This window comes from Dictyobacter aurantiacus, from assembly GCF_003967515.1.
In the GTDB taxonomy this organism is placed as follows: Bacteria; Chloroflexota; Ktedonobacteria; order Ktedonobacterales; family Ktedonobacteraceae; genus Dictyobacter; species Dictyobacter aurantiacus.
Genome location: NZ_BIFQ01000002.1, coordinates 1,404,126 through 1,417,245 on the forward strand (window position 1 = coordinate 1,404,126; position 13,120 = coordinate 1,417,245).

10 protein-coding genes are annotated in these 13,120 nt (G+C 53.6%); 3 read left to right on the forward strand and 7 right to left on the reverse strand.

Annotated elements, in window-relative coordinates:
- Positions 1-67: 67 nt before the first annotated feature.
- Both pfkB and ptsP read right to left on the reverse strand, forming a co-directional pair.
- Entirely contained in the window at positions 68-1,033 is a 966-nt protein-coding gene (gene pfkB, locus KTT_RS30535) for a 1-phosphofructokinase (protein ID WP_126601456.1), read from the reverse strand.
- Positions 1,030-3,489 (reverse strand): phosphoenolpyruvate--protein phosphotransferase, encoded by a 2,460-nt coding sequence (ptsP, locus tag KTT_RS30540; protein ID WP_126601457.1) that lies wholly within the window; start codon positions 3,487-3,489, stop codon positions 1,030-1,032. The genes pfkB and ptsP overlap by 4 nt, the downstream gene beginning before the upstream one ends.
- Before the next feature lie 226 nt (positions 3,490-3,715).
- Here ptsP and KTT_RS30545 point away from each other — a divergent pair, with 226 nt between their 5' ends.
- Positions 3,716-4,729, forward strand: a complete 1,014-nt coding sequence (locus KTT_RS30545) for a LacI family DNA-binding transcriptional regulator (protein ID WP_126601458.1) — start codon at positions 3,716-3,718, stop codon at positions 4,727-4,729.
- A 53-nt stretch (positions 4,730-4,782) separates the two neighbouring features.
- Here the strand turns inward: KTT_RS30545 and KTT_RS30550 are convergent, their stop codons facing one another.
- Together KTT_RS30550 and KTT_RS30555 are read right to left on the reverse strand one after the other, a co-directional pair.
- A complete protein-coding gene (locus tag KTT_RS30550; protein WP_235845919.1) occupies positions 4,783-6,147 on the reverse strand; it encodes a GNAT family N-acetyltransferase in 1,365 nt (454 codons plus the stop codon).
- A 592-nt stretch (positions 6,148-6,739) separates the two neighbouring features.
- The gene (locus KTT_RS30555) at positions 6,740-7,651 is read right to left on the reverse strand and encodes an NAD(P)/FAD-dependent oxidoreductase (protein ID WP_160146237.1); all 912 of its coding nucleotides are present in this window, start codon (positions 7,649-7,651) and stop codon (positions 6,740-6,742) included.
- A 435-nt stretch (positions 7,652-8,086) separates the two neighbouring features.
- Between KTT_RS30555 and KTT_RS30560 the strand changes: the two genes are divergently transcribed.
- Together KTT_RS30560 and KTT_RS30565 are read left to right on the forward strand one after the other, a co-directional pair.
- The gene (locus KTT_RS30560; protein ID WP_160146238.1) at positions 8,087-8,620 is read left to right on the forward strand and encodes a GNAT family N-acetyltransferase; all 534 of its coding nucleotides are present in this window, start codon (positions 8,087-8,089) and stop codon (positions 8,618-8,620) included.
- A gap of 343 nt (positions 8,621-8,963) precedes the next feature.
- Entirely contained in the window at positions 8,964-9,848 is an 885-nt protein-coding gene (locus tag KTT_RS30565; RefSeq protein WP_218031050.1) for a heme-dependent oxidative N-demethylase family protein, read from the forward strand.
- Here KTT_RS30565 and KTT_RS30570 read toward each other — a convergent pair.
- Genes KTT_RS30570 through KTT_RS30575 form a run of 3 tightly spaced genes read right to left on the reverse strand, consistent with a single transcriptional unit; the run spans position 9,805 to position 12,711 of the window.
- Positions 9,805-10,722, reverse strand: a complete 918-nt coding sequence (locus KTT_RS30570) for a glycosyltransferase family 2 protein (RefSeq protein ID WP_126601462.1) — start codon at positions 10,720-10,722, stop codon at positions 9,805-9,807. The two genes, KTT_RS30565 and KTT_RS30570, sit on opposite strands and share 44 nt — an antisense overlap.
- Positions 10,722-10,868 carry a hypothetical protein gene (locus KTT_RS36325; RefSeq protein WP_160146239.1) on the reverse strand — a complete coding sequence of 49 codons (147 nt, stop codon included), beginning with the start codon at positions 10,866-10,868 and terminating at the stop codon, positions 10,722-10,724. Before KTT_RS36325 ends, KTT_RS30570 begins: the two co-directional genes overlap by 1 nt.
- A complete protein-coding gene (locus KTT_RS30575) occupies positions 10,858-12,711 on the reverse strand; it encodes a polysaccharide biosynthesis tyrosine autokinase (protein ID WP_160146240.1) in 1,854 nt (617 codons plus the stop codon). Before KTT_RS30575 ends, KTT_RS36325 begins: the two co-directional genes overlap by 11 nt.
- Between the last annotated feature and the right edge of the window lie 409 nt (positions 12,712-13,120).

Below are 13,120 nucleotides of genomic sequence, written 5' to 3' on the forward strand. Positions count from 1 at the left end.
TGCTCTGCATACACGAAATACGATCTTGATCCAGATCCTTTTGAGTCAGTGCTTATTATCTATGCTGTCAATTATTCTCCCTGGATTTGGGGGCTGGCAGGAGTGTACGCACCTGAACCTGGCTGGCATATTGTTGCAGTACAGGGCGCTCAGGAAGGTGCGGGCCGATGCGTGTGATGGTTCCAGCGGAAAAGGCGGTCGCCAGCCGGGCGCATTCGATCAAGGATAGATCCTCGGTGAGTCCGGCGATCAGGCCCGCGACCATGGCGTCTCCGGCGCCGACCGTGCTCTTCACCTTGACTGCCAGTGGTTGAGCTACCAGGGTGGTATGCTTATCCACAAACAGGGCGCCTTGTTCTCCCATTGAGACCACGACCAGGCGCACGCTGTCCCGTAACAATTGCCTGGCACCCTGTTCAATACTTACTTCGTTTTCCAGGGGACGCTCTACAAGTTGTCGCAGTTCATCGATGTTCGGTTTGAGGATGGTGGGTCCCGCCTGCGCACCCGCGCGCAGGGCGTCCTGACTGGAATCTAGCACAATATGCTTGCCCAGCGTTTTCAGGCGTTCAATAATGGTCGCATAGAAGCCGGTTGGCAGGCCGGGAGGCAGGTGTCCCGCCAGCACGAACCAGTCACAGGTGGTGGCCAGTTGTTCGATGCGTGCCATAAGCTGCTCAACATCGGCCTCCGAGGGGTGAAGTCCTGGCATGTTGATATCAGTGGTCTGTTGCCTGGCCTCATCAATCACCTTAATGCCGGTACGCGTCTGCCCGGGCAAACGAACGAAGGCATCCTCGATCCGTTTCTGCATGAATAGCTGCTCAAAGATGGCGGCGTTATCGCGACCCAGAAAGCCGGTGACCGCCGTGGCGTGACCATAGTCGGCCAGGAAAGAGGCCACGTTAACCCCTTTGCCACCGGCATCCATCTGCATTTGCTGGCCCCGATTGACTCTGGCGGGCTCAAACTGGTCCACGCGCACCGTCAGATCGATGGCGGGATTCAGCGTAATGGTTGCGATTTTACTCATAGGCCGCGTACCTCTGCGCTGGTGCGGCACTGGAGCGCTCTTTTTGCGAGTTCCTGCATGTCTTGCAGGGAGGAACTGCGGATGTGGGCTTTAATGGTGGCGACGCTCGGGATGCTGACACTCAGCTCTTTTACGCCCAGGCCGGTCAGGATGCTGGCTCCCAGCACCTCGGAGGCCAGTCCACCGCAGACGCCGACCCATTTGCCCTCTTGCTCGGCTGCCTGTACGGTCTGCCAGATCATCTGCAGGATGGCTGGATGCAGGCTATCGGCCTGTTTGGCCAGTTGTGGATGACCGCGATCCATGGCCATCACGTATTGCGTCAGGTCGTTGGTACCGATAGAGAAGAAGGCGATCTCCCTGGCCAGGTGAGTGGCCAGCAGGACCGCTGAAGGTACCTCAACCATGATACCGATCGGTATGGTGGGGCCATTCAGCTCCTGGCGTACCTGCTCGGCGATGGCCGCGGCTTTCTGCCAGTCCTCCAGCGTCGCGATCATGGGGAACATGATGCTCACCGGACCATAAGTTGCCGCCCGGTAGATGGCGCGCAACTGTGGGATGAACAGGTCGGGATATTCAAAGCAAAGCCGGACGCCACGCACGCCCAGGAATGGATTATCCTCTTTGGGCAGGTTCAGGTAGCTGACCTCTTTATCGCCGCCGATATCCAGCGTGCGGATAATCACGTTCTGCCCCTTCTGTGTCTGAATGATGTCGCGGTAGACCGCGAATTGCTCCTCTTCAGAAGGGGCGCTGTTGCGTTCCAGATAGAGGAACTCGGTGCGCAGGAGTCCAACACCCTCAGCACCCGCCTCAGCTGCTTTCTGCGCGTCGCGCACATTGCCGATGTTGGCGGCCACCTCGACACGATGCTGATCGCGGGTAATGGCAGGCGCGAAACGCTCGGCGCGGGCCGCTTCCTCCTGCTGTCGCGCCTGCTGTTGTAGCTGGCGTACCTGCTCAATATCCTCGTCATCGGGCTGTAGATAGAGCTTTCCCGCTGAGCCATCCAGAATACAGGTGCTGCCATCGGCGACGTTCAGAAGCTCCTTGCCCGCTCCAACGATGGCTGGAATGCCCAGTGAGCGAGCGATAATGGCGGTATGCGAAGTTGGGCCGCCGCCCACAGTACAGAAGCCGAGCACCCCCTGTGGATCGAGGGTGGCCGTATCAGATGGGGCCAGATCGTCCGCCACCAGAATAACGGGATGGTTATCCAGATGAATCTCCTGCTGTTGGGTTCCTGTCAGATGATTTTGCACACGCGTGCCGACATCGCGCAGATCGGCGGCACGGCCGGCCAGCACCGGATCGCTCAACTGCTGTAACGACTCCACACGCTCCTGGATGGCCTGATTCCATGACCAGGCGGCGCTGTGACCCTGATAGATCAGCGAGATCGTCTGTTGCAGGATGCTGCTATCGCTGAGGAATTCGCTGTGAGCTTCAAATATAGCGGCCTGGCTGGCGCCTGAGCGAGCGCTGACATCGGCATGCAACTGTGCAAGCTCTTTTTTGGACGTATCCAGAGCCTGCTGTAGCTTTTCGCCCTCTTCAATCGGATCTCCGGCCACATCCTCAACTTTTGCAGCGCGATGGACATATGTCTTCACCGCTCCAAATACGATGCCTGGCGCGGCCGAAATACCATTGATTGTCGCGCTGGCATGTCGAGGAGTCCAGGATGCCGTCTCCGTGCGTTGCTCGGTCTCAGCCTCTTCCTCTCCCAGTTTGTTATTCAGCGCCTCCTGCAGGGCTTTCAGGGCTTTATCGGCATCATCACCCTGGGCGGAAACACGGATCTGTGTGCCGTGCTCAGCGCCTATCTGGAGCAAGGAAAGCAGACGCTTGCCGTCCGCGACGCGCTCGCCGTTGCGAACGCGGATACGGGCCTTAAAGCTTTTCGCCAGATTAACAAACATAGCTGCTGGACGGGCATGCAGACCGGTTTTATTGGTTACCACGGCATCAAAATAGTGTTCATAATCGACCGGTTGATTGCTGGTGGCGGCTTTTTCAGGGGCGCGTTCACCGGTTAACGCCTGGATGATGTCCTGTGGATTGGTGGTCTGAGCCAGGCGCTCAACCTGCTTCTCATCACTCAGCACGCGTGTCAGGCGGCGCAGAACCTCGATATGCTCATCCGATTTGGCGGCGATGCCCACGATCAGGCGCGCCGTTTCACCTGGATTCCAGGTAACGCCTGCGGGGACCTGCAGTACAGAAATGCCCGTGCGCTCAATGAGATCGCGATGTTCATTTAAGCCATGGGGGATAGCGATCCCATTTCCCAGATAGGTATTGGACACCTCTTCGCGCTGCTGCATACTGTTCACATAGCCGGGGGCGATATTATGGCTATCAATAAGCAGCTGTCCTACAAGATTGATGGCCTCTTGCTTGTCACGCGGACTGGCATGCAAGCTGATCTGTCGTTCGTTGATCTCAATCATGCGAGCTCTCCCCAGAGTCCTACAACTGAATGGTCCTTACTACATGGTCACCACTGACCGACCTTTTCTTGTAATCGATTACAATTGATAAGCAAATTGTAATCGATTACAAAGCCATTTGTCAAGGAATTTTTACCCGGTTTCCTTTCAAAGTGCTTCACAATATGGTATACTATTTGCAATCGTTTACAATTCATGGTTAGCCCGATCAATTGAGGGAGTGGGTATGGCGAGTATTAAAGAAGTTGCCGAGGTGGCTGGCGTTTCTACCGCTACGGTCTCGCGCGTGCTCTCGAATGGGCAGCACGTACGGCCCGAGGTGCGTCAACGGGTGATGGAGGCCGTCGAAAAATTAGGCTACCGGCCCAACCTGGTGGCGCGCAGCCTGCGTTCCCAGCAATCGAATACTATTGGTTTGATTGTATCAGATATTCGCAATCCCTTTTTTACCTCAATCAGCCGTGCCGTTGAGGATATCGCCTATGCCCAGGGTCTTACGGTCCTGCTCTGTAATACCGATGAAGACGTCAATAAGGAAGCTATTTATCTACAGTTGATGCGTGACACCAACGTGGCGGGTATCATTTTTTCTCCTACGCGCCAGACGGCCGCCAGCCTTTCTCAACAGCGCTTTGATTTCCCAATCGTGATGGTGGATCGCACGGCCCCTGATTTTGCGGCTGATGCCGTTCTGCTGGATAATGTGGAGGCGGCGTATCGGCTGACAACGCACCTGCTCAATAATGGTTTTGGACGCATCGGGGCCATTTTTGGAGAGACCAGCCTGACTGGCCTGGAACGGCGACAGGGGTATGAGCAGGCACTGCGGCAGCATAATTTGCCTGTGGTACCCGAATACATCAGGCATACCCAGCCACGGGTTGAGTCTGGCAAGGCGGCCGCGACCGCGTTACTGCGCTTACCGCAACCGCCAGATGCCTTGCTGACCAGCAATAGCCTGACCCTGGAGGGAGCCCTGCAGGCGATTCGCGAGTCCAATCTCTCAATGCCTGCAGATATCGCGCTGGCAGGTTTTGACGAGACCTCCTGGACCGTGCTGGTGCAGCCACCAATCACGATTATCTCACAGCCTACCTATGAGATCGGCAAGACCGCCGCCGAACTGCTGATCCAGCGTATCATTGACCCTTCACGATCCTCGCGCCAGGTTATGCTGCGTGGCCAGCTCCATGTACGTGGCTCCAGTACCCCTTCCGTCATTAAGGAAGAGGTTTCATAAGCAAGGACGGACGCAGGTAAAATGCGTCCGTCCTCTGGTTGGAATTGAGCGGATTATAGCCAGATTGCCCAGGATGGTCGCACCGGGAACAGGGTAGTGAAGAGTACCTCGTTATTGACCCAGGCGTCGGGATAGTTGCGGCGTAACTCATCCAGGCTGCGATAGCCGAGGAGCGCCTGGAAAAAGACCAGCGGCGGAAAGCCACCATCCGAGCAGTTGTTCAGCACGGTTGAGCGCCAGTCTTCAACCGTCTCAAGCCGCCCTTCCCTAAAGGCCATGCGAATGCCCCCACGGTAGAAATCCAGCTTTAACTCGCCCGTAAAGCCCTCGACAGGAGAGTTAAGCAAGCGTTTCTCCAATGCGGGCGCGATATGGCGGATAAAGCGAGGCAGGTCCGCGATGCGAATGTACCAGGCATAGCCAGGATCTGTAATGGCCGCCAGGTTGCCCAATGCTGTATAGACAGGATGTTGCTGTCCCAGGTAAAACTTGATCTCGCTGAACGCTTCGGTGTCGGGTTTCTGGGTCGGCATCTGCTGACCATAGGTCTGCAAGGCGTGCAAGAGCGATTGCAGCATTGCCTGTAGATTCAGATGTGGCCTGGTATACATACTCCAGACATTGAGCGATTTACCTCCACGGGTGATTGGCAGCGAGAGCCAGCCCTGTGCCTGCCCCTGTTTATCGACGATCATCATCGTAGTGCCAAATTGAGGACGAGCAGGATGGTCGGACCAATCTTCTAGCATAAATTTCATATAGCTATCACCTATGTGTGTCGTGACAGTATGTAAAGATCGATCACGCTGCTGATAAATTTCTTTCATCTGCGGCAGATCCGCTTGCGTGGCCGGGCGCAGTGTATAAAGTTCTGCATCGCCCTCTTTAGCTTTGGGGCTGGCGGTCAGGTAGACCCCCTTGCTGCTGTCCAGGTCGAGGGCGTATTCATAGCCAAACTGGCGATAGAAGTAGTAGATGCCCGTGATGGCGTCCAGCAGGCGTCCTTCGGCGGCGCTGCGCGCATGGACGAACTCGAACAGGGTACGTATCAGCCCACGGTTACGATAGCCGGGATCGCTGAAGACGATTTCCGGGCGTCCCATCTTAAAGAGAATATCCTCGTAGTACCATTCCATGCGCATCAGACAGATGCCCGCCACAACGGGATTGCCCTCTTTCGTGTGGTCCTCAACAATCGCGTAGTCGCCCGGCCCCATGACGGGTACGCGACCACTCATATATACCCTGACGGCATTGGCTGTCCTCTCATTAAAGGGATCACTATCTTTGCCACGAAAAACCTGGCCGGCGGTCTGCGCGATCTTTTCTGTATCGTCTGCCGTGGACCAGCGTGCGACCAGGCCATCACCCAGGTCACGTCTATACTCAGGGGCGGCGATATCCAGCGTCATTGCCATGTGTATCCTCCTTATGCTTCTGTAAAACGAGCAGCAGTTACTGGCGAGCAAAAAACGTATGGCTGAAAGGGGAGCCCGGCAATGATGGAACCCATGGAGGTGTGTAGCGCAAGGCAACAAAAAACCGCGGGCCCTCATTGGCGGATGCCCACGGTCAGAAGGTGTGCTATTGTTCTATGCTAGCGGGTAGAGATCAGAATATGCGACACACGTATCTGAAAATGGGCAGACGGCTCCTGTGGTCCCCAGATCAATGTGCGCACCGTTGTTCAGCGGGTTGTGTATGGATACGATCACATTTAGGAGGTCCCAGCTAGAAATTTGCAGGAATATATGATTACCTGTTTTCATGGCATGCCCTCCTTTCTGTTATCGTCGTTAAAACTTTTATCACAACCACTACAACTATAGCCGACAGATTGTGGTCTGTCAAGCTATGCTTTAAATGCTCAGGGCCATTTAAAAGTCTTTTCTTGCCGCCTTCGGCGGCGGTGAGAGAGGGAGGGGTGAGCGGGGACTGATCATGCCCCCGGCATGCTCGCCCGCACCCCGCAAGGGGCTAGCCGCCCCTTGACCCCGCTGTTCGCTACTTTTAAATGGCCCTGTTAAATGCTTTCAGGGTTTGATAGCTGCGTACCAGCTCTTCTTTTTGTAGTTCTATGTTGATCATGACGGCGAGTTCGACGCCGTCGGCGACCGCTCCGCTCACCCAGCGCGTCCGGTAGACATCGCCTGCCAGGTAGATGCCAGGGGCAATCGGTTGTTGATATGTGTCGGGCAATGAACAGCCGAGCTTATCGAGCAGCTCCAGGCGCCGTACATGCTGCACCTGAAAGAACAGGGCCGCGCGCGCAAGCGTGCTGCCGTCGGTGAAGACGATGCGCTCAAAGCACTGCTCCGAACCCTCCAGCCGGGCGATCGGTGTTTCATAAATCTGAATGTTATGCTGATTGAGCAGTGCCAGCGTTTCGCTATTGAGTTGATGGGGACCATTGGTACACAGTACAATGTCCCGACTCCATTGTAGAAGTTGAAAGGCCAGCGCCTCACCCCCTGCTCTCTGTGAAAGGACGGCCAGTGGCTGGTCGCGTACTTCCCAGGCGTCGCAGTAAGGACAGGAAAAGACCCCGGCTCCATAGTAGCGCCGAAACCCCTCAATCGATGGGGTAACATCCTTCAGGCCGGTAGCTAGCAGCAAGGCACGGGCTGTATGTATAGAGCCATCGCCCAGGGTGACGGTAAAGAGATCGTCTGTACGCCTGGCATCGATCGCGGTAGTAGAGCGTATCTCTACGTTTGTATATTTCTGTAATTGTTCTTGTCCAAGGCGTCTGAATTCCGCTGGTACCATACCATCACAGGTTAAAAAGCCATGCATGGCGTGGGAGACAATATTGCGCGGCTGTCCATTATCACAGACAAGCACAGAGCGGCAGCAACGCCCTAACATTAAAGCGGCGCTCAAGCCGGCAGGGCCAGCACCAATGATAATTACATCAAACACTACGAGGCCTCCAGATTTTATTCATCAGCATATGTTCCAGGCGGCAAATAAGCCACTTATTTTAAATGTATTGTATTCTCCAGCTCTTTATGTACATTGTATTGATGACTCCAAATGGCTGTCAGGCCGTGTCTATTCGCTTATGTAGCATCTCGCCTGAACCATTACACTACCAATGTTCCCCACAGACAGGTATACTTGGAGTAATGTTTACCCACAAGACCATCGTCTGCGGCATGCCGGGGCTTTCACACCTGCGGTGTGGGCTTCTGTCTTTGCGGGTGAAATGAGATAAAGGGAGGAAGAAAAAAAGCTTATCATTCATTGACTTGGTAAGAATAAAAACAGCCATAATAAAATATGCGAATGATAATTTGTTCGCCTTTGGGCGACAAGGTGAGCGTAGAACATGTATTTTTTGAGGAGGGTGAGCAAATGAAATATTATAAAAAAATTACTGGTAATCGTTTATATCTCTCACCTATAAATACCGATGATGCAGAGAATTACATACAATGGCTGAACGATAAGGCAGTAGCCAACACATACGCTCAGTATTCATCGGTAGTATCATCGAAAAATGATTTGAAATGGCTTTTTGAGCCTGCAGATGGGGTACATCGTTATGCGATAGTGCTCCTTGACGGTGAGGTACTGATTGGTAGCATCAGCCTACAGAACATCAACCACCTAAACCGTAATGCTTTCATTGGCATTTTTATAGGCCAGGAGGAGCAAGGCAAAGGTTATGGTACTGAAGCCATTCGGTTAATACTTGGCTATGGATTCAACACAATGAATCTTCACAACATCATGCTTTCCGTCCATGCTGACAATTATGCGGGCATCGCTTCTTTCAAAAAGGCGGGTTTACGGGAAACAGGACGACGGCGCGAGTGGGTATTCAAAGACGGAAAGTACATAGATGTGATTTACATGGATATATTGGCACGCGAGTTTGGAGAATAATGTGTGCTTGGATAATAACCACGCAGTACAAGCATTATCTACATTCACATTTTATTCCAAAGGTGGGCATTGGCTCTATCAAGCTCATCGGTTCCTCCTAAAGGACGGAGAACTTGCGGTGTTCATTTTTTGTTTTTATTGGTGCACGAGATGTGCATCTGCAGCATTAATATTTTATTTCTAGTGGCACATAAGGTGCGCATTCGCGCACCTTATGTGCCACTAGAAATAAAATGAAGGTGGCCGCGCAGCGGCCGCCTGTGCGGAGGCGCGCACGTAACGCTTACCGGAGGAGTATACAAACTTGTTTCCTTACTTCCCTTTTGAGGATGAGAGTTTTGTGATGTCTATGGGGGTGCGAGCGTTGGGGGCTGGCGATGTAATTGAGATTGATCCCGATCATTATCATGCTGAGATAGCGCTCAAGCAGCGTCTTCTGACAGAGGATGCCGCTTATTATTTTCAAGCCTTGCCACGGACCGAGTCGGCGCAGTGGGAGGTGCTGGAACTGCTGTTGCCGCAGCTGGCGGCGCGTTATCCACAGTGGTTTACCTTAAAAGTGGAGCAGGGGCGCTGGCACTGGCATAACCGGTTGCTGAACGAATATACCGAATTTCGGCCGGGCACGCTGGCCGACCTCCCGCTCTTGCCGCTTCACTGGCTAGGGCGCCAGCTGCAAGAGGATCTCCTGGTGCTGGATGGGAATATGGAGACCGGCTTTCCCCTGGTCGCTGGTCTATTGTGTTTTCCTAATTCCTGGTGCCTGCAAGAGAAGCTTGGGCAATCGTTCCTGGCGATCCATGGGCCGGTCCCTTCATTTGAGAGACAACTGGGGCGATCCTCACTGCTGTTATTGCAGCGCCTGAAGGCCGGTCGTCCCGTCTGGCGGCTGAACTGGGCTTTTCGTAGTACTCCCCGGCTTGATATTACGCCCCGGGCCGCTGATGAGGTGCAGCGATCATATACGAACCTGTCGGAAGATACGATTGGAGAGCAGTGCTGGCTGCGCGTCGAGCGTCAGACCCTGACACGGTTGCCAGAAATGGGGGCCATCCTTTTTACCGTTCATACCTATCAGACGTCTGTTGCAGAGATAGTTGTCGATCCGGTGGCCGCCCGTAAGATGGAGCGCGTTCTGACCACCACACCACCTGAAATGCGGGCCTATAAGGGGATCTCTCCATTCATTGAGTCGCTGCTAGGCTATCTTCAGAGGCGTTGCGCTTAGCCAGCAACCATTGCAGCACGCCCACGTGGAACGCCAGCCTGGCCAGAAAGATAAAAGGAGCATAGAGCAGGACGCGAGGCTGCTCGGAGACGTTGACGCGAATGATCAGGATGGTAATGCTGAGAGAGACCGGGACGAGTAGCAGGGCGTAAATGATGGGGTGGCGTGCCACTGTGAGGATGCGGTTGCGCCCGTTCATGCGGGAGTATAAAAGCTTGACGTGTAAGCCGGATTCGCGTCCCAAAAAATAGCTGTAAGCCATCAATACCTTGAAGCTGTCGCGGCGATGGTTATGCTTCACCTTGATCGCGGGCTGATAGACGGTGTGGTAGCCGTGCTGCACCAGGCGATAGCAAAAATCTATGTCCTCACAGACACGCAACGTCTCGTTAAAGCCTCCCACTTCCTTGTAGACCTGGCGCCTGACGCCAAGGCTGGCTGAACATAGCTGCATCTCGCTGCGTTTACTATTCTGGTAGAAGGCAAAGCTGCTAAAATCGAGGCAACGCGCGAAGAACGTGTTAGACTTTCCTTTGATCTGTCCACCAACTGCTCCGATCTGTGGATCCTGCAGCTCGCGTACATTTTGCGCGACCCAATCGGGCGCTGGCTCACAATCATCGTCGAGAAAGAGCAGATAGTCGCCACGCGCGATACGCGCTCCCTGGTTACGCTTCTGGCCTGGATACATATTGGATGCCGCGTTAACGGTATGGGGTGACCACTGCTCCTCGACCGTTTTTCCAGGCTGCCCCACAATGATAATTTCAATCAGATCTGCCGGATATGCCTGTTGACTGAGTTTTTCAAGCACTGTTTCAATGAGGTCCACCCGGCTATAAGGGATGATGACGCTTACAGAAGCCGTATCCATCAGAAGTTTTCCCCTTTCATTGGGGTAGCCAACCAGGCGCAGCTTATCGCGATAAAGGCCAGCAATCCTACGAAACACAGAGCCAGCAGCATCTGCTGGCTCCACATAGAGATTGGCATCACCACCAGCAGGCTACTACTTCTCATCCACGCTCCCTTTAAGTTGATTTGGCGGTTGCTTATGATAGACCGCGGGCAATAGATGTCCTCCATCCGGTGCCTCGTCCGATGCCGTGGTGATCTGTGGTAGCGCGGGTTTATGATGGGTCGATGTCGTTGATCGTACTAGTGAGGCACGTCTCTGATTACTTATCGCCATACGCGTCCAGGGCGAGGTCGCGCGCCATGGTTTTTTGTCCGCTTCCTCAACATCATCCAGCCAGGTCTTTTCACTACGTTGAGGTGGAACATAGAAGTAAGGTCGGTGGTGCGCTTTTTGACGATTGATGATAACCCCCTGTACCGGAGCCTGCAGACGTTGGAGATTGCGGGCTATGTGGCACAGATGTGCCGCCTGTTCATGACCGGCTTCAATCACCAGCAGTGAGGCGTCCGCGCACGCCGCCAGGACCGCTGTATGCGCACACTCTTCCAGCGGACCACTATCTATGATGATAACATCCATCAAACTATGCGCCTGCTCCTCTGATTCCTGTACCGTCTGGAGCAGACATTTCAGGAACAGGGATAGCATCGGTATACGCAGAATGGTTCCCCGTGAGTTGGGCAATGGTCCGGTTGGTAAAAACCAGAGATTGGGGATAGAGGTTTTATGGGGATGTAGCCAGGCATGCAGCCGGCTAGATCTGGTTGCTCCTTCCTGAAAGAGCATTCCCTCCGCCATGACTGTGGTGAGACCATAAATGTTGGGATGTTTAAAGACGCGATGCAGGGTTCCTCGTTGCAGATCTCCATCTACCAGCATGACACGCAAGCCTGTGCGTGCCAGTGTGATTGCCAGGTTGATCGCCGCGGTTGATGTGCCCGCTTTCGTGTGTGCTCCTGTTACCAGCACGGCACGTTTCTCGGCGCACCTCATTATCAAATGGGTACTGATGGTGTTAAACGCCTGTTCGATCGCTTCGTTGTTGACCAGCGGGAGCTCATCGCGCATCTTTTGTGGTGTTACTGTGACGTCAGGTACACTGCCTGGCACTGGCAGCCGGGCCATTCGTTCCACATCTTCCGCCGTTTTCAGTGAGGTATCGATCCAATCCCTCAACAGGATAAACACCAGGGTTAGTACCAGGCTCATGACACCGGCGGCTGCTGTGTTGAGGAGTACGCGCGGACTCACCGGGTCGCGTGGCGCGATCGCGAGTTGGACGATTTTTAAGCTGCCGGGCACCTGCAGCAATTGCTGCTGCACCTGGGTGTAATTGGTCAATGAAGAATTATATGTGGTTTGATCATCGTTGATAATATCGTTCTGATGGACAATGCTCTCGGGTGTCGCGTGGGTCGCTTGCAGGAGTGCCAGCTGTTCCTGGTCGTTGTCAACCGCGTTTCTGGCGTTTTTCACATTTTTTGCCAGGCGGGTGGCGATATTTTTTAATTGTTGCTGCTGTGAATCATTTTGCAGCTGGATAAAGACGGTGACCACTGCATTGGAGATCGTGGCCGCACGAGCCGGATCAGTATCGCTGGTGCGTACCTGGATGATTGGTGTATTATTCAGAGGGGATGCGCTTATCTGCTTCGCTAGCTGCTGAGCGCTCACAGTATGAATTTTACGAGCTGCGCCCTGCAGCACAGCGGGACGATTGATCAGGAGGGCATCGCTTTGCGCGAGGGCCTGGTCAACAAAGATGCTGCCATTGTTTGTGCTGACATCGTGAACCTGTAGTAGTGCCACAGCCTCATAAACTGGTCGCATCGTGATACTGATGGCGTAGGCCGCCGACGTGCAGAGCGCGACGACGAGCAATAACAACCACAGCCAGCGCCGCAGCAATGCTCCGTAATGTTTTATACCTGCCCCATTAGACATCCACTTCCACCTTTCCACCTTCATTGTACTTCACAAGCACGCGCTGCCTTTAGCTGTTCATACGAACATCTATGATCAAAGCATACAACGTTTCCACAAAAATATAGTAACTGGTGGCCCATCCATCCTAATACCTGCATTGTTATCGCGAGTATCAGGATAGATACGTGCCCCCTCTCTTGCTGGCGCGTTTGATTGCCCCCGCACAGGCGTCCGCACACACAAACGGTTTACTGAGCATGGTTGGAGCATAATATTTGAATTATTTAATTTGATATTACTATATGTATTTACTGAATCTGAAAGTTCAACCATAAATTGCGATAATTAACTGCAATATAACGATTTGACAACTTTTTAGCTATAACTTGCTTATTATAATGTAGTGCTGTAAGCGTAGATTGATGTT

Bases quoted from the DNA above. Each gene is read 5' to 3' on its own strand.
- KTT_RS30560 (WP_160146238.1), top strand. From the start codon at position 8,087: ATGAAATATTATAAAAAAATTACTGGTAATCGTTTATATCTCTCACCT.
- pfkB (WP_126601456.1), bottom strand. From the start codon at position 1,033: ATGAGTAAAATCGCAACCATTACGCTGAATCCCGCCATCGATCTGACG.
- KTT_RS36325 (WP_160146239.1), bottom strand. From the start codon at position 10,868: ATGAGAAGTAGTAGCCTGCTGGTGGTGATGCCAATCTCTATGTGGAGC.
- ptsP (WP_126601457.1), bottom strand. From the start codon at position 3,489: ATGATTGAGATCAACGAACGACAGATCAGCTTGCATGCCAGTCCGCGT.
- KTT_RS30565 (WP_218031050.1), top strand. From the start codon at position 8,964: ATGTCTATGGGGGTGCGAGCGTTGGGGGCTGGCGATGTAATTGAGATT.
- KTT_RS30545 (WP_126601458.1), top strand. From the start codon at position 3,716: ATGGCGAGTATTAAAGAAGTTGCCGAGGTGGCTGGCGTTTCTACCGCT.
- KTT_RS30570 (WP_126601462.1), bottom strand. From the start codon at position 10,722: ATGGATACGGCTTCTGTAAGCGTCATCATCCCTTATAGCCGGGTGGAC.
- KTT_RS30550 (WP_235845919.1), bottom strand. From the start codon at position 6,147: ATGGCAATGACGCTGGATATCGCCGCCCCTGAGTATAGACGTGACCTG.
- KTT_RS30575 (WP_160146240.1), bottom strand. From the start codon at position 12,711: ATGTCTAATGGGGCAGGTATAAAACATTACGGAGCATTGCTGCGGCGC.